Here is an 18,706-nt window from a genome sequence, read left to right on the forward strand (position 1 = left end):
TTCTCGTCCAATCAGCCGGTTAATCAAAGAGGTCTTTTCGCCACCTGGGGCACCCTAGCTCTCTAGAGCGCCGATGTGACGTTTTCATGCCGGCGCGACCGCTGGCAGGAGAGGAGAGACTGACTGTCCACAGGGGCCGCCTGCCGGCCCAGGGGCCACAACAGAACTGTCACATACCTTCTCTATGAGAGCGGGCAAGGACTTGCGCAAAACCCTTGTCACACTGCCACTCAAGAGGGAAAACCATGACGATCATCAAGCGGGGCCTCGCTGCCCTTGCCGCCGGCGCGCTCAGCACCGCGCTTGCGGTTCCTGCTTTTGCAGAGCCGGTCAAATTCGATTTCTGGTTCGGTCTTTCGGGCGACCTCGCCCGCGTCGTCGACACGCTGTGCAAGAACTTCAACGCCTCCCAGAAGGACTACGAGGTCGTCTGCACCAGCCAGGGCAATTACGACGCCACGCTGCAGAACACGATCGCCGCCTTCCGCGCCGGCAAGCAGCCCACCGTCGTCCAGGTCTATGACGTCGGCACCGCCACCATGATGCTGTCGGGCGCCTACAAGCCCGCCGACAAGCTGATGGAAGAAAACGGCTACAAGATCGACTACAGCGACTATTTCCCCGGCATCGCCCGCTATTACGCGACGTCGAAGGGCGAGATGCTGTCCTTCCCGTTCAACTCGTCGACGGCGCTGATGTACTGGAACAAGGACGCCTTCGCCAAGATCGGCAAGACCGAGGCGCCGAAGACCTGGGAAGATGTCGGCGCCGATCTCAAGGCGCTGAAGGACGCCGGTTATGATTGCCCGATGGCGATCAACATCTCGGCCAATGAAAGCTGGCAACTGATGGAGCAGTTCTCGGCTATCCACAACCAGCCGATCGCCACCAAGAACAACGGCTATGACGGTCTCGACGCCCGTCTGGAAGTCAACAAGACCAAGTTCGTCCAGTACGTCACCGATCTGAAGAAGTGGTATGACGCCGGCCTGATCAAGATCAAGTCGAAGGATCTCGGCCAGGACATGGTGCAGGCCTTCGCCACCGGTACCTGCCAGCTCATCCTGACCTCGGTCGGCGATCACGGCACGGTCGGCCGCACCCAGAAGGAAGGCATGAACTGGGATGTCGCCGAACTGCCGGTCTATGCCGGCACCGAGCGCAAGAACTCCCTGGTCGGCGGCGCGTCGCTGTGGGTGCTGTCCGGCAAGTCGGACGCCGAATACAAGGGCGCGGCCGCCTTCCTCAACTTCATCCACGATCCCAAGACTGCTTTGTTCTGGTCGACCAACACCGGCTACATCCCAGTGGCGAAGTCGGGCTTCGATTTCATGAAGTCCAACGGCTTCTACGACAAGGCGCCCTATAAGGGCCGAGAAGTGGCGATCGCCAGCCTGACCGCGTCGGAGCCGACCGAGATCACCCGCGGTATCCGCCTCGGTAACTTCACCCAGATCCGCGCCGAGTTCGGCACGCAGATGCAGGCGATCTTCGCCAACAAGGTCAGCGTGCAGGAAGGCCTCGACACGCTGGTCAAGAACGGCGACGCGATCCTCGAGCGCTTCCAGCAGACCTATCCGGGTAAGACCCTGCCCTGATCCGGATAGAGGAACGGCCGCCCGCGAGGATTCGACGGGCGGCCATTTCATATCCAGTCTTGCGCCAAGAAAGCGGACTGGCGGTTCAACGACATCGGCGGATCGATGGAAAAGCGCGTCACTTTCGGCAGATGGACGATCGGTATCCTGTTCGCGGTGCCGCAGCTCCTTCTGATCTTCACCTTCTTCTACTGGCCTGCCGGCCAGGCGGTCTACTGGTCGCTGACGCTGCAGCAGCCCTGGGGCGGCGGCAACATCTGGGTCGGACTCGACAATTTCCGCTCGATCCTGTCCAACGCCGACTATTGGAACTCCATCACCGCCAGCCTTGTCTTCGCGGCGACCAGCACCGGCCTGGCGATGGTCATCGCGCTGGTGCTCGCCGCCTTGACCGACCGGCAGCTTGCCGGCTCGTGGCTCTATCGGGTCGTGCTGATCTGGCCCTACGGCATTGCCGCACCCGCGCTGGCGATGGCCTTTCGCTTCATCCTGGCGCCGGAAGCCGGCTTCATGGCCGTCGTCAACAAGGTCTGGCCGGGCTTCTGGGACCCGGGCCTCGACGGCGCCGACGCGATGGCGTCCGTCATCATCGCCTTCTCCTGGAAATATGTCGGCTACAACTTCATCTTCTTCCTCGCGGCCTTCCAGGCGATCCCGCGTTCGCTGATCGAGGCGGCGGCGATGGACGGGTCCGGCGTCATCAGGCGCTTCCGGGACATCCAGTTCCCGCTGATCACGCCGACCATCTTCTTCCTGCTGGTCATCAACATCACCGAGAGTTTCCAGGACTCCTTCGGCATCGTCGACATCATGACCGCCGGCGGCCCGGCGAACGCCACCAATCTGATGGTCTACAAGATCTATTCCGACGGCTTCAAAGGCCTCGACTATTCGGGCGCCGCCGCGCAGAGCATCATCCTGATGCTCTTGATCATTGCGCTCACCATCGTCCAGTTCCGCTTCATCGAGCGGCGCGTGCATTATCGTTGAGGCGGGCCATGGTCGAGCGCACCCCGATCCTCAACTTCTTCACGCATCTGATCCTGTTCGCCGGCTTCATTTTCTGCGTGGCGCCATTCGTCATCGTGGCGATCGCCGCCTCGCACAATCTGAAGGACGTCAACGACGTGCCGATGTCGCTGCTGCCTGGGAGCGACTTCTGGGTCAACATCAAGACCGCCTGGACGACTGCCGATCTCGGCCCAAAGCTGCTGAACTCCTTCATCATGGCGTTCGGCGTTGCCGCCGGCAAAGTGATCGTGTCGGCGCTCACCGCCTTCTCGATCGTATATTTCCGATATCCCGGCCGCATGCTGATCTTCTGGCTGATCTTCATCACGCTGATGCTGCCGCTCGAAGTGCGCATCGTGCCGACCTATGCGGTGGTCGCCAATGTTCTCGAACCCTACCAGGCGATCCTGGACCTGACCGGCCTCTCCTGGCTCATCGAAAAGGTGTCGGGGGTTCAGGTCCAGCTCAGCCTGGGGCTGCTCAATTCCTATAGCGGCCTGATATTGCCGCTGGTCGCCACTGCCACCGGCACATTCCTCTACCGCCAGTTCTTCCTGACCGTGCCGGACGAATTGACCGAGGCTGCGCGCATGGACGGCGCCGGCGCGCTGCGTTTCTTCGTCGATATCCTGTTGCCGCTGTCGCGTAACAACATGGCCGCGCTCGGCACCATCATGTTCCTGTGGGCCTGGAACCAGTATCTTTGGCCATTGCTCATCACCACCGACCAGTCGCATGCGATGGCGGTGACCGAGCTGAAGCAGCTCATCCCCAATGTCGGCGGCGCGCCCGAATGGCATATCGCCATGGCCGGCACGCTGATCGTCATGCTGCCGCCGCTGATCGTCGTTGTGCTGATGCAGCGCTGGTTCGTGCGCGGCCTGATCGCGACCGAAAAATAAGGAGACAGGAATGGCCTCCATCACCATTCGCGGCGTCAAGAAGAACTATGCCAAGACGCAGGTCGTGCATGGGGTCGACCTCGACTTCGCCTCGGGCGAATTCGTCGTCATTCTCGGGCCGTCGGGCTGCGGCAAGTCCACGCTGCTGAGGATGATCGCGGGGCTGGAAGAGATTTCCGACGGCACGATCGCGATCGACGGCACGGTGGTCAACAAGCTCGAGCCGCGCGAACGCGGCTGCGCCATGGTGTTCCAGAATTACGCGCTCTACCCGCATATGAGCGTGGCGCAGAACATCGGCTATTCGCTGAAGGTGGCCGGCGTTCCCATCGCCGAACGGACGCAGCGCATCCAGGCGGTGGCGCGCGTCCTGGAACTGGAGCACCTGCTCGACCGCAAGCCGATGGCGCTGTCCGGCGGCCAGCGTCAGCGCGTCGCCATGGGCCGCGCCATGATCCGGGAGCCCAAGGTGTTCCTCTTCGACGAGCCGCTTTCCAATCTCGACGCCAAGCTGCGAGTGCAGATGCGTTCCGAGATCCGCAAGCTGCACCGGCGGCTAAACGCGACGTCGGTCTTCGTCACGCATGATCAGGTCGAGGCAATGACGCTGGCCGACCGGCTGGTGGTGATGAATGGCGGCCGCGTCGAGCAGGTCGGCACCCCGGCTGAGGTCTACAGCCGGCCGGCAAGCCGCTTCGTCGCGACCTTCGTCGGCGCGCCGGCGATGAACATGCTCGAAGGCGAAGTGACGCTCGACGGCATTTCGCTGCTCGGCGGCAGCCGCAAGCTCAACGTGTCGCGCTCGGGCCTTGCCGTGGGCGCGAAAGTCGAGGTCGGCATCCGGCCGGAGGCGGTGCGCATGGCGGCGCCGGGCACACCGGGCGCGGTCGCGGCGACTGTCGACCTCATCGAGGAATTGGGCGCTGGCCGCGTCATCTATGTCGATCTCGACGGCGCGCCGTTCTCCGTCGTGACGTCGGAGACCGTCCACCCCGAACCGGGTAGCACGATCGGCCTGCAGTTCGCCGAATCGGACCTGCATTTCTTCTCCTCGGAGACCGGCGGCAGGCTCGACGTGTTCAAGGCCTCGGTGCCGGAACGGACACTTCAAGGGTGATCCCTTCCCGTCGGTTTTGCGAAATTTGATTGAGGGTTCAGGGCATGAAGATCATCCAGGTTACCGACGTCCATCTCGGCCGATTGCGCGAGATGCGCTATGGCGCGAACCTGATTGAGCGGCTCGATCATTGCATCGACCATATCAATCAGCGCCACGGCGATGCGACGCTTTGCGTCTTTACCGGCGACCTGACCGACGACGGCGAGGCCGAGAGCTATGCAGACCTGAAGACGGCGCTGAGCCGGCTCACCGTGCCTTATCGGCTGCTGCCCGGAAACCACGACCGGCGCGCCAACCTCATCGCCGCCTTCCCCGAAAACGGCACCGACGGCAACGGTTTCGTGCAGTCGGTTTTCGACACGCCGGAAGGGCGGCTCATTTTCCTCGACAGTCTGGCGGAAGGCCGCGTTACCGGCGAGCTGTGCGACGACCGGCTTGGCTGGCTCGACGCGCAGCTAGGCGAGGCAGCGGGCAAGGCGGCCTATGTCTTCCTGCATCACCCGCCTGTCGAGCTGGGCCTGACGATTCTCGACCCGCTCGGCCTCCAACAGCCGCAACGGCTCGTCGACGTGCTGACCCGTCACGGCAATGTCCGCTACATCTTCTTCGGCCATGTCCACCGCGACATCGCCGGTACCGTCGCCGGGATTCCGTTTTCGGTGCAGCGCGGCCTGCATGCCCGCTTCATGCTCGACCTGGTCGGCGACGAAATGGTCGAGCAGGCGCCGCCCGCCTATTCGATCATCCTGATCGACGGCCAGCGTGTGGTAATCCATAGCTGCGATTTCCTCGAGCAATGGCCGCTCTGGTCGCCGGCAACGGGCGAACGAGTCCGTTAAAGGCCGCTTTAGTCTAGCAGTCAGGCAAAGACATGCGCCTTGCCAGTGACGGTGAGGCGCACGATCTCGCCGACCGCTGGCGCGTCCATGCCTGTCCTGCGCAAGATAAGCGGTGTGTTGCCGATCGCGGCCGCGTCCGGCGGATCCGGGCTGTTGAGCAGCCGTACCGCCACGGTGCAGACGGCGCCCGCAAATTCGCAGTCCGTCACCTCGCCGAACAGCATATCCGGCGTGCCCGACATGCCTTCGCGCGAGGTGAGCTTCAGCAGGATCTGCTCGGGCCGCAGCATGATGCGCGCGACATCGCGCCGTTCCTTGGTGTCGACGGCGATGCGGCCGAGCGGCGACACGGCGAAGCCATCCGCGATCCTGGCGGGCACGATGATGGCGTCGCCAAGGAATTCGGCGACCATCCTGTCCCTGGGCTGGAAATAGAGCTCGCGCGGCGTGCCGACCTGCGAGAACAGGCCGTCGCGCATCACCGCCACCTGGCTGGCGAAGGACAGCGCCTCGGCCTGGTCGTGCGTGACCAGGATGGTGGTGATGCCCGCCTCTTCCAGAAGCTCGGCGACCGCCTTGCGCATCGAAGCGCGAAGCCCGGTGTCGAGCGCCGAGAAGGGTTCGTCCAGCAGCATGAGCCTCGGCTTCATCGCCATGGCGCGCGCGAGCGCCACGCGCTGCTGCTGGCCGCCGGAAAGCTCGTGCGGCCGGCGCTTCAGGATCGCCTTGTCCAGCCCGACGATATAGGCGAGCTCGACGATATGCTCGACCCGTTTGTCGGCATTCCGCGCGATGCCGAAACCGATATTATCGGCGATGCTGAGATGTGGGAACAGGGCGCCATCCTGGGCCACCACGCCGATGCCGCGGCGATGCGCCGGCACGGCCGCGTCGCCGTTGGCGAGCACCTTGCCATCGAGCGCGATGCGACCGCGGTCCGGCGCCTCGAAGCCGGCGATCAGCCTGAGCAAGGTGGTCTTGCCGCAGCCGGACGGGCCGACGATCGCGGTGCGGCTGCCGCTTTCGACCTGAAGGTCGACGCCGGCCAGCGCCGTCACCGGACCATAGTTCTTGGCGACATCGCTGAGTTCAAGAAAGCTCATCGTCCGGCCATCCGCTTCGACTGGACGTAGAGCCACCAGGTCATCGGCAACGACATCGCCACCATGATCAGCGCGTAAGGAGCGGCGGAGGCGTAGTCGATCTCACCGCTGTAGGACCAGAAGGCCATTGCCAGGGTGCGGGTGCCGTTGGGCGCCAGCATCTGGGTGGCGGTGAGCTCGTTGGTGATGCCGAGCGCCACCATCGCCATGCCGGCCGCCGCGCCCGGCGCCGACAGACGGATGGTCGTCGCCCACAGCGCCTTGACCGGTGGCCGGCCGAGGCTGGAAGCGGCGCGTTCCAGCTCCACCGGGGCCTGCGCGATCGAAGCGCGCAGGCTTATCAGCGCGCGCGGCAGGAACATCAGCGCATAGCCGAACAGGATGGTGAACAGCGTCTGGTAGAGCGGCAGCGCGACGCGCACGGTGATCGTCACCAGCGCCAGCGCAATGACCACGCCCGGCAGGGCGCCCACGATGTAGTTGCAGCCCTCGAGCAGGCGCTGCAGCCGTCCCGGCGCGCGGATCGAGATCCAGGCCATCGGCATGGCGGCAACCGTCGCAAGCACCGCGCCGACGATGGCGAGGAACAGCGTCTGGCCGAGCGCCAGGCTGATCTCGTCCCAGCGCCAGACATCCGCGCCTCCCGCCAGCAGCCAGCGGCCGACGGTGACGAAGGGGACACCCAGCGACAGCAACGCGACCCCCGCCGGCAACAGCAGGCAAGGCAGAGTGGCGCGGCCAAGCCGGGCGCGCTGCTGCTTGCGCGCTGCGCCGGAGCCGACGCGGGCGTAGCGCTCCTCGCCGCGGACGATCACCTCGAGGGCGAGCAGAAAGAGGCAGCAGGCCACAAGCACCGCGGCCAGCATGTTGGCGGCCGGGCCGTTGAAGGTCGACTGGAACTGGTCGACGATCGCGGTGGTGAAGGTGTCGAAACGGATGAAGACGTAGAGGCCGTATTCGGCCAGAAGATGCAGGCCGACCAGCAGCGAGCCGCCGCAGATGGCAAGTCTCAGCTGCGGCAGCACGACGCGCGCGAAAACCCGCCACGGACCGAGGCCAAGCGCCGCCGCCGCATCCTCCAGCGCCGGGTCGAGACGGCGCAACGCGGCGGAGATCGGCAAATAGAGGAACGGGAAATAGGCGATGACGGAGACCAGCACGCCGGCCCAGAGCCCATGCAGGCCCGGGACAAAGCTGATCCAGGCATAGGAGTGCACGAAAGCAGGGATGGCGAGCGGCGCCACCGACAGCCACGACCACAACCGGTTGCCCGGCAGGTCGCTGCGTTCGGTCAGCCAGGCCAGCGCCACCGACAGCGTGATGGCGATCGGCACGGTGATGATGACGAGGAGCACGGTGTTGATAAGCAGCTCGCCGACGCGCGGACGGAAGATCAGCGCCACCACCGTATCCCAGCCGGTCTGGATCGCGATCCAGACGATGAAGGCGAGAGGCAGCAGCGCGATGAGCGAGATGAGAGCCGCGGCGAGCGTGATCCACGACATGGCCCGGCGCTTCTTCATCCCGGCCGCCGGCAGCGCGGAAGGCGTGAGGTGGATCGCGGACGCCATCAGTCGGAATAGGCCGCCTGGAAGCGACGTGATGAGCCGCGGACGCGGCCGCAAACGCAGATGATCGTCATCGACGAGGCCATCTCCAAAACAAAAGCGCTCCCACGGAAGCGAGTTCCCGCGGGAGCATGGTCGTTCGCCCTTTTAGGACGAACGCTAACTAAAGCAAGCCGGCTTGCGTCATCAGTTCGATGACCTTCTTGGAATTCAGCGTTGCCGGATCGATTTTCGGTGCCTGCAGATCGGCCAGCGGCACCAGCTTCGGGTTGGACTGGGCATCCTTGCCGACCGCGTATTCATAGGACGTGCCGGTCTTCAAAACCTCCTGGCCGCCCTTGCCGGTCACCCACTTCAGGAAGGCCTGGGCTTTCTTCGGATGTTTACTGGAGGCCAGTACGCCGCCGCCGGAGATCGACACGAACGCGCCCGGATCCTGGTTCTTGAAATAGTGCTGTCCGATATTCTTGCTGTTCTCGCCGGTCTTGGCCTGATCGCCGAAATAGTAATAGTGGTAGATCACGCCGCCTTCGATCTCGCCGGCGTTCACCGCCTTCATCACGGTGCTGTTGCCCTTGTAGGCGGTGAAATTCTCCTTCATCGCCTTCAGCCAGTCGGTGGTCGCGGCCTCGCCCTTAAGCTGGAGCAGGGCGCTGACGATGGCCTGGAAGTCGGCCCCTGAGGGCGAGGCGGCCCAGCGGCCTTTCCAGCTCGGATCGGCGAGATCCAGCAGCGACTTGGGCAGCTTGTCTTCCTTGAGCTTGTCCTTGTTGTAGACAAAGACGGTGCTGCGGGCGGCGACGCCCACCCATTTGCCGGTCGAGGGCTGATATTCCTGCGGCACCTGGGACAGCGTGTCGGCATCGACCGGCGCGAACAGGCCCGCCGCCTCGACCAGCGCCATGGCCGGCGAGTTCTCGGTCAGGAAGACGTCGGCCGATGAGGCCGCGCCTTCGGCGACGATCTGGTTGGAGAAGTCGCTGTCGCCGCCGTTGCGCAGTGTGACCTTGATGCCGGTCTCCTTGGTGAAGCCTTTCGCCCATTCCTTGGCGAGGCTCTCATGCTGGGCATTGTAGACGACGATGCCTTGATCCTCGGCCATGGCCGGCACGGCGACCAGGCTGGCTGTCAACGCAACAGCGCCGGCAAGGGTGGAAAGAGCATATTTCATGGCATGGTCCTTGATCTTGGTGATCCGCCCCGGGAAGGCGACTGCACCTATCAATACCTGATAGCGATAGTCAACATTGTGAAGGTGGCTCATTCCGTCGCGGGGCGTTAAAGCCGGCGCCACGCGGGACAATTCCATGTGATTGGGGTGTTACAGAATCCTGCGGGGCGCCTGGCGGTCTCGGATGGCCATTCGTTGTTTCAAGCCGAACAATCTCTGGTCGCACGGGGGCCCAAATTATCGGGTCCGGTGCGACGGGGTTGCCAGGCGAATGCGGTCAGAGCCGTTCGGCTCGTACCTTCAGGATATGGTACAGCAGCTCTCGAATGCGCCGCCAGATCGTCAATGGCCTGGGCATGGCTCCGCCTCCCGTTCGCGCGATCCTTGAGCCGCCCGTTCAGAAGAGCTGCGCGGCCAGCGCCACTCCGACCAGCGAGGTGCCGATCCCTGCCGCGCGGAAAGCTGCCGGCCGGCTCCGCGACGTCAGGGCGGCCAGCACTCCGGTCGCGTGCAAAGCCGAGGTGCTGGCCAGGAAGCCGATCGCATAGGCCATGCCACCGACCGTCTCCGGAACCTCAAGACCATGGGCGTTGCCGTGGAAGAGGCCGAAGAGCGCTGTCAGCGTTGCAGCAAGGGTAAGCGGAAACGGCTTGGCGAGCGCAACCATGGTGCCGAAAATTACCAGCGACAGCGCGATCCCGGACTCCAGCGATGGCAAGCCGATACCAGCGATCCCAAGCGTGGCCCCCGCGACCATCGCCGCTACGAAACACGCCGGCACGAGGATGCCGGCCCTGCCGCCAGTTCGTGCCGCAATGATGCCGACCGACAGCATCGCAAGCAGATGGTCGATGCCGGCCAGCGGGTGTTGAAGGCCGCTCAGAAGGCCGTGGACGTGAAAGCCCCCGCTGTGAGCGAAGGCCAGTGAGGGTGTGAGAGCCGCCGCGGCCGCCGGAGCAAGCCTGGTGAGGATCGAAAGCATTCTGTTCATGGGTCTGAACCTGTCTGAGAGGGGAGGATCCGGGTCAAAACCGGCGTTCACTGTCCGGGCATAGCGATTTCGGCCGCCGCGGACCTGTCGATCAGAAGCCTTGCCTCGCTAAAATCGAGAGGCCGCTGGCCATTGCCGTCATGGTAGACGAATGCCAGGCGGCGCCGGTGTGACGTCAGCTTCGCGGGCAGCGGGTTGTAGGTCACGCCGGCGCCGCCGATCAGCGGCATCACGGCGCCGACGTCGACGATATCCTGCGTCTCGACCCGCAGCAGGTGCAGCCGCCTGCCGTCGGTGGTTTCGCCGAGGAACGGAATACCGGCGAGCCGTAGGAAACTGGATGGATCGGGTGCCCGCGCGAACCCGTCGAGAAAGGCTGTCTCAACGAGATCGAGATCGGTCGCGCGCGGGTCGGCCGGCTCGGGCGCATGCTCGCGCGGCAAATGCGGCGTCTGCCACTGCAACGGTTTGCCGGCCGGCCCGTTGTGGCCGACGGCGTGCGGATGGTGATGGTAGCCGGTCGGGCCGTGATGGTGGTGGCCGTCGCCATGATCGTGACTGTGGTGATGATGATCATCGTGCATGGTCAAAAGCTCGTCGGCTTGTCGATGATGGATTTGTGCTTGCCCAGCGTGCCGTGGGCGACCATCGAGCCGAGCGCCTCGACGACGACCCGCACACCGAACAGCGCGGTGATGTCTGAGGTGTCGTATGGCGGCGAAACCTCGACCACTTCCAGCCCGCAAATGCCGGGCGCCGAGACCAGCCCGAGCAGCTTCAGCGCCTCGCGCGGCAGGAAGCCGCCGGGCTCGGGCCAGCCAGTGCCTGGCACGAAACCACAGTCGACGCTGTCGACGTCGAAGGAAATGTAGACGGCGTCTGCGTCCTTCCAAGCCAGTTCGAGCGCAACCTCCGCCGTCTTCTCCAGCCCCATCTGCTCGATGTCCGAAATCGTCAGCACGTTGGTGCCGCGCTTCCTGGCCTCGGCCACGCCATAGCGGGGCACCTGCCAGCCGCCGATGCCAAGCTGCACCAGATTGGTGGCCGAGACGTTCGGCAGGTTGGTCGCCCAATACCAGGGCGTAGTGTGCATGCGTTCGTCGAGATCCTTTTCCTGGATATCGATATGGCGGTCGAAATGGATGATGCCGATACGTTTCGAGGTGACGTCGGCGATGCCGCGCACGCAAGGAAACCCGATCGAATGATCGCCGCCCAGCATGATCGGCAGCGCGCCCGAGGAGGCGACATGGCTGACGCCCTTGGTGATCTGGTCGAAGCTTTTTTCGAGATTGGCCGGAATGGTGAAGACGTCGCCGGCGTCGCACAGCGTCATCTGCTCGCGCAGGTCGACGCCCAGCTCGTAGTTGTAAGGCGTGTAGAGCGCCGAGATGCGACGGATGCCCTGCGGCCCGAAACGGGTTCCCGGACGGTAGGTGGTGCCGCTGTCGAAGGGAATGCCCATGACGGCAGCGTCATATCGGCCGACATCGCGGACATTCTCGACATAGGGCGCCTTGAGGAAGGTGTTGATGCCGGCGAAATGCGGCAGCTCGCCGCGCGCGAAGGTCGGGATTGACTTGTCGGTGATCGAATCCGACCCCGGCAGACCCATGTCCAAAGCCCATTTCTGTTCCTTGCGCCAGCCGTCCTCGGGCAGCTTTCCTTCCGCCTCGATCGACTTCCAGCCCTGCATGTCGCGGATCTCGAAGTTGGGATGATGCAGGTGCTGGCGCGGCTGGCGATCAAACAGCCCGGCCCGGCGGTGCCGGCGCGCTGGAATGTCTCTATGCATGAAAAACCTCCGTTACGACGCCGTCGTCGCGATTGCGCTGTCCAGTCGGGTCGTCCCGACCATCGCGGCCACTTCGGCCACGTCTCGTGCGGAAGCCCGGCTCTTGCGGTCGAGCTTCAGATCGTAGGTGATCGTCGCGCCGTAGGCGGACGGGAACTCGGGATCGTGGCGCACCTTGTCGAAGACAAGCACGCGGGTACCAAGCTTGAAGGCCTCGCCGATGTCGTGGGTGACCATGACCACGGTCATGCCGTGCTCGTTCCACAGCTCGGTGAGCAATTCGTGCATCTCGACGCGAATGCCCGGGTCGAGCGCCCCGAACGGCTCATCGAGAAGCAGGATCTGCGGCCGGCCGAGCAGGGTCTGGGCGATCGCCAGCCGCTGCTGCATGCCGCCGGAGAGCGATGCCGGATAGAGGTCGCGCGCATGACCGAGGCCGACGCGCTCCAGCATGGTTTCGGCCTCCTGCCGCGCGCTTCTGCGCCTGGCGCCAAAGACGCGGCCGAAAGGTCCGCCGGAACGGAAGTCCTCGACCAGCAGCAGATTCTGCAGCGCGGTCAGATGCGGAAACACCGAGTAGCGCTGGAAGACGATGCCGCGCTGCGGCGTCGGTTCCGGCACGATCGGCCGGTCTCCGATGACGACCACGCCGCCGCTCTGCCGCTCCTGGCCGAGCAGGATGCGCAGGAAGGTCGATTTTCCGCAGCCGCTGGCGCCGACCAGCGACAGGAATTCGCCGGGCTCGGCGGTGATGCTCACGCGCTCCAGCACGCGTGCGTCGCCGTAGCTCTTTTCCAGGCCGCGGACGACGATACGGCTCATTTGTCCGACTCCGGATGAGCCCAGGGGGAAACCGTATGCGAGAGCCGCGCGAGCAGCCAGTCGGTGGCGACGGCGAGCAGCGTTATCCAGACGACGTAGGGCAGGATGACGTCCATCGACAGGTAGCGCCGGACGAGGAAGATGCGGTAGCCCAGCCCCTCGGTCGAGGCGATGGCCTCCGCCGCGATCAGAAACAGCCAGGCCGGTCCGAGCGCCAGCCGCACGCAGGTGATGAGGCGCGGCATGATTTGCGGCAGCACCAGCCTCAGAACCATGGTCCAGCTATTGCCGCCGAGCGTCTGTGCCTTGGCGATGAGCTCGGGCGGCAGTTCCATGACCCGGTTGGCGATGTCGCGCACCATGACAGGCGCCACGCCAATGGCGATCAAGGTGATCTTGGCCGTTTCGCCGAGGCCGAGCGCGATGAACAGGATCGGCAACAGGGCCAAGGGCGGGATGACGCAGACAACGGTGACGAAGGGCAGGAGAAACGCCCTGACGCGCGGGATGAAGCCGATGGCGATGCCAAGCAAGAGCGCCATGAGCGTCGCCAAGCCGACACCCGCGAACAACCTGACCAGGCTGGCATAAGTGTCGGCCCACAGGATCAGGTCGCCGGATCGCTTGTCCGGCACGGTCGCCAGATCGAAGAACGCCGACCACATCTGTGCCGGGGCGGGCAGCAGCTTGTCATTGGCGTTGACGGCCAGCCGTTGCGCCGAAGCGGACAGATAGGCCACGGCAACCGCCGCGAAGGGCATTGTGCCAAGCAACACCGCTCCGCCACGCGAGACCGTGGCGTTGATCAGGCGAAGCCGTGTCTTCGCAACGCTGGGGGGCGGGCTGGCGGTGTTCGCGCCCGCCCCGGCTTGCACGGCACCGGTTCCTGTGGCCAGCATGACGATGGGTCCTAGAGCGTTCCGGCGGCCGCCTCCGCCATGAAGGCCGGGTCGAAGCGCAGCTTGACGTTGCCGGCATCGCCCAGCGTCGAGCCGTCGGGGAAGCTCATGCCGATCACGTCGACAGTGGGCGCCTTGGTGCCCAGAATGCCGTGGCTGAACAGGAAGTTGCGGACGAGATCCATCGTCTTGGGCAGTTCGGCGCCCTTGGTGAACTCGACCGCCTTGGCCGGCTCGAAGAACATCGCCGTCGATGCGAGCTGGGCATCGAAGCCGGCAAGATCGGTGCCGGACGCCTTGGCCATCTCTTGCTTGGCCGCTTTGCCTTCGGTCGTGCCGGAGGTCATCAGGGCCATCGCTTCGTACCACGCGCCGACGAGCGCCTTGCCGAGAGCCGGATTGTCCTTCAGCGTCGCGGTGTTGACGACCATCAGGTCGATGATCTCGCCGGGGATCTGCGTCGAATCGAACACCTTGTGGGCGCCCGGCATGGCGACGATTTCCGAGACCAGCGGATTCCAGGTGACGACCGAGGTGACGTCGCCGGTGCCATAGGCGGCGACCATGTCGGCATCGGAGGTGTTGACAACGGTGATGTCCTTCTCGGCGAGCCCGACCGTATCCAACGCGCGCGCCAGCAGGTAGTGCGAGACCGAGAGCTCGACGAGGTTGACCTTCTGGCCGGAAATGTCCTTGAGCGCGGTCTTGTCTTTGAGGATGACGGCATCGTTGCCGTTGGAGAAGTCGCCGACGATCAGCGCGGTGGTGTCGACACCCCCTCCGGCGGGGATCGACAGCGCGTCCATATTGGTCATCGAGCAACCGTCGAAGCCGCCGGCAGTGTACTGGTTGATGCTTTCGACGTAATCGTTGATGCGGGTGATCTCGACGTTGATGCCGTATTTGTCGGCCCATTTCTTCATGATGCCGCTGTCGGCGAGATAGCCCCATGGCATCCAGCCGACATAGATCGACCAGCAGATCTTGAAGTCTTTCTTGGGCGCCGCTTGCGCGGCCGGGATCAAGGGAAGGCTGAGTGACGCGGCCAGGATGATTGCAGCCAGCTTGCGAAGCATTGCGTACCCCTTTTTGCGGTCCGGATTGCGTCCGGACTTTTGTTGGGGGTTCACGGAGCGCGCATCCGGGAGAGGTTCGCGCCAGCAAACCCGTGCAGGGTTCTCCCGGGATTTTGGCCCGCCGTGTTCCGCCGGATGCCTCAATGCATCCCTGGCGGTTGCGTCTCTCGGACCAGCACCGTGATGGACACGGCCGGAACCCTAGACGCTCTGCACGCCAGTTACGATGCAAGGGCCATGCCAATCTGAAAAGCACCGGCCCGAGGCTGTTTTCCCGGGTTCTGAAGGCGATCGCGGCATGCCTATGGCGCAAAAATCATCGCAGCGCCGCCGAAATAAGCAGTATCGTGTCGTGCGACCGTCTCGGATGCCGCATGGGCCGCGCCTTTTCGCGAAATTTAAAAAGGCGCGGCGGTCGTCGCAAACTATCGTGATTTTGCGGCAGTTTGGCTTGGACATTATTTGGCCGGCCACGTAACAAACCAGGGCCGAGATGCGAACTTCGGGAGTAAACTCTTGTGACCGGCAAGGACGAGGCAGAGCTGTCCGGGCTGCTCAGGGCCGCGATCGCGGGAGACGAAAGGGCTTATGCCGACTTTCTGCACCGCATCGCCGCCCTCGTTCGCGGCTTTGTCCGGCGCAAGATCGTTCAGGGCGGAGTCGACCCCGAGGATGTCGTGCAGGAAACCTTGCTGGCCATTCATGTGAAACGCCACACCTGGCGGCCGGACGCGCCGGTGCTGCCCTGGGTCTACGCGATCGCCCGCTTCAAGCTCATCGACGCGTTTCGCCGGCGAGGGCGCCGCATCGAGGTCGAGATCGACGAGATCGCCGAGACCTTCGCCGAGCCGGAGACGGAGACGGTCAGCGAGCGCGACATAAACCGGGCGCTCGAGGGACTGCCGCCGACGCAGCGTTCGGTCGTCTCGTCAATCTCGGTCGACGGCCATTCGATCGGCGAGACCGCCGCCAGGCTCGGCGTCAGCGAAACGGCGGTGCGCGTGTCGTTGCATCGCGGCCTCGCCGCGATCGCCAAAAGATTCGGACGACAGTGACATGAGGACCGAGGATCTCATCAAGGCGCTCGACGCCGATGCCCGCGACAAGGCGATGCCGCTCGGCAAGGCCTGGTGGCTGGCGGCCGGCGTTGCCGTGGCGATCGCGGCAGCCGTGTTCTTTACGACCATCGGGCCGCGTCCCGACATCATGCCGGCCATGCACACGATGCGCTTCATGTCGAAATTCGTGTTCACCCTGGTGCTTGCGACCAGCGCCTTCGCGCTGATCCGGGTGCTGTCGATGCCAGGTGCCTCGACCAGGCGGGCGATGGCCTGGATGGTTGCCGCGCCGCTTCTGGTCGTGCTGGCGGTGATCCTGGAGCTTTTCGTCGTGCCCGAGGCCGACTGGGGCAAGCGGCTTGTCGGCACCAACATGATGATCTGCATGACCTTCATCCCGCTGATCGGCATCGGCCCGCTGGCGATTTTCCTTGGCATGCTGCGCTATGGCGCGCCGACGCGGCCGGCTCTGGCCGGCGCGGTTGCAGGTCTTTTGGCGGGCGGCTTGGCGGCGACCTTCTATGCCGCGCATTGCTTCGACGATTCGCCGCTGTTCGTCGCCACATGGTATACGATCGCCATCGCCTTCCTGACGCTGCTCGGGGCCATCGGCGGCCGGCTTTTCGTGCGCTGGTAGCCCGCCGGGGCTGTTTCGAAACAGTCCCTTAATCATGCCGGAAATTGTTTGCCGGTTAGCGGAGCTACCGCTTTCATCTGCGCAACGATTCCTTAAAACCGATCCGCCAGGGTTGTGGCAACGTGCAGTTGCGCATTGGGTGGGATCGCATTGTGGCGGGGTTGAACTGGAAAGGGCTTCGTGCCGACAGGCACGCCGCGCAGGGGCTGCTGGCGGTTGGCATCGTTGCCACCGCCGCTTCGGTCCTGTCGCCACGCTTTGAATTTGGTGCGGACGCGCTGAAGTTCTGCCTGCAGATTTCAATCGCCATCACCGCCGCGACGCTGTTCTTGTCGGCGCTGTTCATCAACCGTATCGTCGATGACCGCCGGCAGATCGCCGAGAGCGAGCAGCGCTTCCGTCGCGCCATGGAGGATTCGGCGATCGGCGTCGCCATTGTCGGGCTCGACGGGCGCATCCAGCAGGCCAATTCCGCTTTCGCCGCCATGCTGGGTTACAGCCGCGCGGAGATCGAGGCGCTGACCTTCCCGCAGATCACGCATCCGGACGACCTGCCGATCGGCCGCGAGACGATGCTGAACGTGAAGGAAGGCACGATCAGCTCCTACCATTTCGAAAAGCGCTACCTCAGGAAGGACGGGACCCCGATCTGGGCACAGCTCGCCGGTTCGGTCATCCGGGACGAGGATACCGGCAAGCCGCTTTATCTGGTGTCGCAGATCGAGGACATCGACGCGCGCAAGCAGGCGGAGGCGCGCATCGCCGAGGCCGAGACCCGTTGGAATTTCGCGCTCACCAGCACCGGACAGGGTGTCTGGAGCCTCGATATGCGCAAGGGTGGCACGACCTATTCCGAAACCTGGGTGAAGATGCTGGGCTATGCCGATGGCGAGCTCGACGGCGACCCCGACCGCTGGCGGACCATGATCCATCCCGACGACCAGGCACGCGTCGCCGAGGCGGATCGCGCGCACCTTGCCGGCGAGACGCCCTTCTTCGAGGCCGAGTTCCGGATGCGGCACAAGGACGGCCACTGGGTCTGGATCCTCGATCGCGGCAAGACGATCGAGCGCGACGCCGAGGGCCGGCTGATCCGGGCCATTGGCAGCCTGACCGATATCACCCAGCGCAAGGAGGCTGAGGCGCGGCTGATGGTTTCGGCCGCGATGCTGGCCGACGAGAAAGAGCGCCTAAGGGTGACGCTGCAATCGATCGGCGACGCGGTGATCTGCACCGATGCCGCCAACCGCATCACCTTCATGAACCCGGTCGCGGAAAAGCTCACCGGCGTTGACGTCGGCGAAGCCCTTGGAAAGGTGCTCGGCCATGTCTATTGGGCGGTCGACGAGGAAAGCGGGCAGAGAATCGGCTTGACGCGCCCTTCGGCGAGCGCGCGGCCCCTTTGCGACCAGAACACGCGCGCGGTCCTCGTGCGGCGCGACGATACACGCTGCAGCATCCGCCAGGTGGTGTCGCCGATCATGAACGACCGCGAGGAGTTCTGCGGCCTGGTCATCGTCTTCCAGGACTTCACCGACGCGCGCGCCCTGCAGCGTCAGTTGGCCTACGCCGCCGCCCATGACGCGCTGACCGGGCTTGCAAACCGTTCGAGCTTCATCCGCACCATGGAGGAACTGGTCGACCAGTGTCGTCTCAATGGCGGCGAGCACCAGTTCATGTTCGTCGACCTCGACCACTTCAAGGCCGTCAATGACACCGGCGGCCATGCCGCGGGCGATGCACTGCTCAGGCGCGTGGCCGACACCTTGCGCAATGTGCTTGGCCTGGAAGACATCGTCGCGCGGCTCGGCGGCGACGAGTTCGCCGTCATCCTCAAATCGGGCGACGCGGCGCGCGGGCCGATCGCGGCGCGCTCGATCATCGATGCCATCCGCAACCTCAATTTCAGCTGGGACGGCCGCCCGCATTCGATCGGCGCCAGCATCGGCCTTGCGCCGATCCGCGCCGGTTGCGGTGAGGTGGACGAGATCATCGCCCGCGCGGACGCCGCCTGCTACGCCGCCAAGGCTGCCGGCCGCGGTTGCGTTTCCGCCGCGCCGGACGAAGCTTCAAGAGATGTGCCGCCTATGCCGCTCGCCGCGGCGTCCTGAGCCGC

17 protein-coding genes and 1 riboswitch are annotated in these 18,706 nt (G+C 64.5%); of the genes, 8 read left to right on the plus strand and 9 right to left on the minus strand.

Annotation, left to right across the window (positions count from 1 at the left end):
• Window positions 1-245 precede the first annotated feature (245 nt).
• From CK230_RS09510 to CK230_RS09530, 5 genes are all read left to right on the plus strand, one after another.
• A complete protein-coding gene (locus tag CK230_RS09510) occupies window positions 246-1,598 on the plus strand; it encodes an extracellular solute-binding protein (RefSeq protein ID WP_095816897.1) in 1,353 nt (450 codons plus the stop codon).
• A gap of 105 nt (window positions 1,599-1,703) precedes the next feature.
• Complete coding sequence (locus tag CK230_RS09515; RefSeq protein ID WP_095816898.1) at window positions 1,704-2,588, plus strand: sugar ABC transporter permease; 885 nt, start codon at window positions 1,704-1,706, stop codon at window positions 2,586-2,588.
• A gap of 8 nt (window positions 2,589-2,596) precedes the next feature.
• Complete coding sequence (locus CK230_RS09520; RefSeq protein WP_095816899.1) at window positions 2,597-3,511, plus strand: ABC transporter permease subunit; 915 nt, start codon at window positions 2,597-2,599, stop codon at window positions 3,509-3,511.
• Between the two features lie 10 nt (window positions 3,512-3,521).
• Window positions 3,522-4,628 (plus strand): sn-glycerol-3-phosphate ABC transporter ATP-binding protein UgpC, encoded by a 1,107-nt coding sequence (gene ugpC / locus CK230_RS09525; protein ID WP_095816900.1) that lies wholly within the window; start codon window positions 3,522-3,524, stop codon window positions 4,626-4,628.
• Between the two features lie 44 nt (window positions 4,629-4,672).
• Window positions 4,673-5,470 carry a phosphodiesterase gene (locus CK230_RS09530; protein ID WP_095816901.1) on the plus strand — a complete coding sequence of 266 codons (798 nt, stop codon included), beginning with the start codon at window positions 4,673-4,675 and terminating at the stop codon, window positions 5,468-5,470.
• 20 nt (window positions 5,471-5,490) lie between these two features.
• Here CK230_RS09530 and CK230_RS09535 read toward each other — a convergent pair whose 3' ends face one another.
• The 9 genes from CK230_RS09535 to CK230_RS09575 form a co-directional block, all read right to left on the minus strand.
• On the minus strand, window positions 5,491-6,573 hold the full coding sequence (locus tag CK230_RS09535) for an ABC transporter ATP-binding protein (protein WP_095816902.1): 1,083 nt from the start codon (window positions 6,571-6,573) through the stop codon (window positions 5,491-5,493).
• A complete protein-coding gene (locus CK230_RS09540) occupies window positions 6,570-8,144 on the minus strand; it encodes an iron ABC transporter permease (protein WP_095816903.1) in 1,575 nt (524 codons plus the stop codon). Before CK230_RS09540 ends, CK230_RS09535 begins: the two co-directional genes overlap by 4 nt.
• Before the next feature lie 160 nt (window positions 8,145-8,304).
• The gene (locus CK230_RS09545) at window positions 8,305-9,312 is read right to left on the minus strand and encodes an iron ABC transporter substrate-binding protein (protein ID WP_095817007.1); all 1,008 of its coding nucleotides are present in this window, start codon (window positions 9,310-9,312) and stop codon (window positions 8,305-8,307) included.
• Window positions 9,313-9,709: 397 nt separating this feature from the next.
• Complete coding sequence (locus tag CK230_RS09550; protein WP_095817008.1) at window positions 9,710-10,294, minus strand: HupE/UreJ family protein; 585 nt, start codon at window positions 10,292-10,294, stop codon at window positions 9,710-9,712.
• 56 nt (window positions 10,295-10,350) lie between these two features.
• Window positions 10,351-10,887 (minus strand): hypothetical protein, encoded by a 537-nt coding sequence (locus CK230_RS09555; RefSeq protein WP_095816904.1) that lies wholly within the window; start codon window positions 10,885-10,887, stop codon window positions 10,351-10,353.
• 2 nt (window positions 10,888-10,889) lie between these two features.
• Window positions 10,890-12,098 (minus strand): agmatinase family protein, encoded by a 1,209-nt coding sequence (locus CK230_RS09560; protein ID WP_095816905.1) that lies wholly within the window; start codon window positions 12,096-12,098, stop codon window positions 10,890-10,892.
• 12 nt (window positions 12,099-12,110) lie between these two features.
• Window positions 12,111-12,920, minus strand: coding sequence for an ATP-binding cassette domain-containing protein (locus tag CK230_RS09565; protein ID WP_095816906.1), 810 nt, complete (start codon window positions 12,918-12,920; stop codon window positions 12,111-12,113).
• Window positions 12,917-13,681, minus strand: coding sequence for an ABC transporter permease (locus CK230_RS09570; RefSeq protein WP_095817009.1), 765 nt, complete (start codon window positions 13,679-13,681; stop codon window positions 12,917-12,919). The genes CK230_RS09565 and CK230_RS09570 overlap by 4 nt, the downstream gene beginning before the upstream one ends.
• Before the next feature lie 149 nt (window positions 13,682-13,830).
• Window positions 13,831-14,895, minus strand: a complete 1,065-nt coding sequence (locus CK230_RS09575; RefSeq protein ID WP_095816907.1) for a putative urea ABC transporter substrate-binding protein — start codon at window positions 14,893-14,895, stop codon at window positions 13,831-13,833.
• Between the two features lie 100 nt (window positions 14,896-14,995).
• Window positions 14,996-15,111: riboswitch (guanidine-I (ykkC/yxkD leader) on the minus strand.
• A gap of 302 nt (window positions 15,112-15,413) precedes the next feature.
• On the opposite strand from CK230_RS09575, the gene CK230_RS09580 reads away from it, so the two are divergent.
• From CK230_RS09580 to CK230_RS09590, 3 genes are all read left to right on the plus strand, one after another.
• Complete coding sequence (locus CK230_RS09580; RefSeq protein ID WP_095816908.1) at window positions 15,414-15,950, plus strand: sigma-70 family RNA polymerase sigma factor; 537 nt, start codon at window positions 15,414-15,416, stop codon at window positions 15,948-15,950.
• Between the two features lies 1 nt (window position 15,951).
• The gene (locus CK230_RS09585) at window positions 15,952-16,590 is read left to right on the plus strand and encodes an NrsF family protein (protein WP_095816909.1); all 639 of its coding nucleotides are present in this window, start codon (window positions 15,952-15,954) and stop codon (window positions 16,588-16,590) included.
• 152 nt (window positions 16,591-16,742) lie between these two features.
• A complete protein-coding gene (locus CK230_RS09590; RefSeq protein WP_245429866.1) occupies window positions 16,743-18,701 on the plus strand; it encodes a PAS domain S-box protein in 1,959 nt (652 codons plus the stop codon).
• Window positions 18,702-18,706 lie beyond the last annotated feature (5 nt).

Origin of the sequence: Mesorhizobium sp. WSM3859 (assembly GCF_002295065.1) — a bacterium.
In the GTDB taxonomy this organism is placed as follows: Bacteria; Pseudomonadota; Alphaproteobacteria; order Rhizobiales; family Rhizobiaceae; genus Mesorhizobium.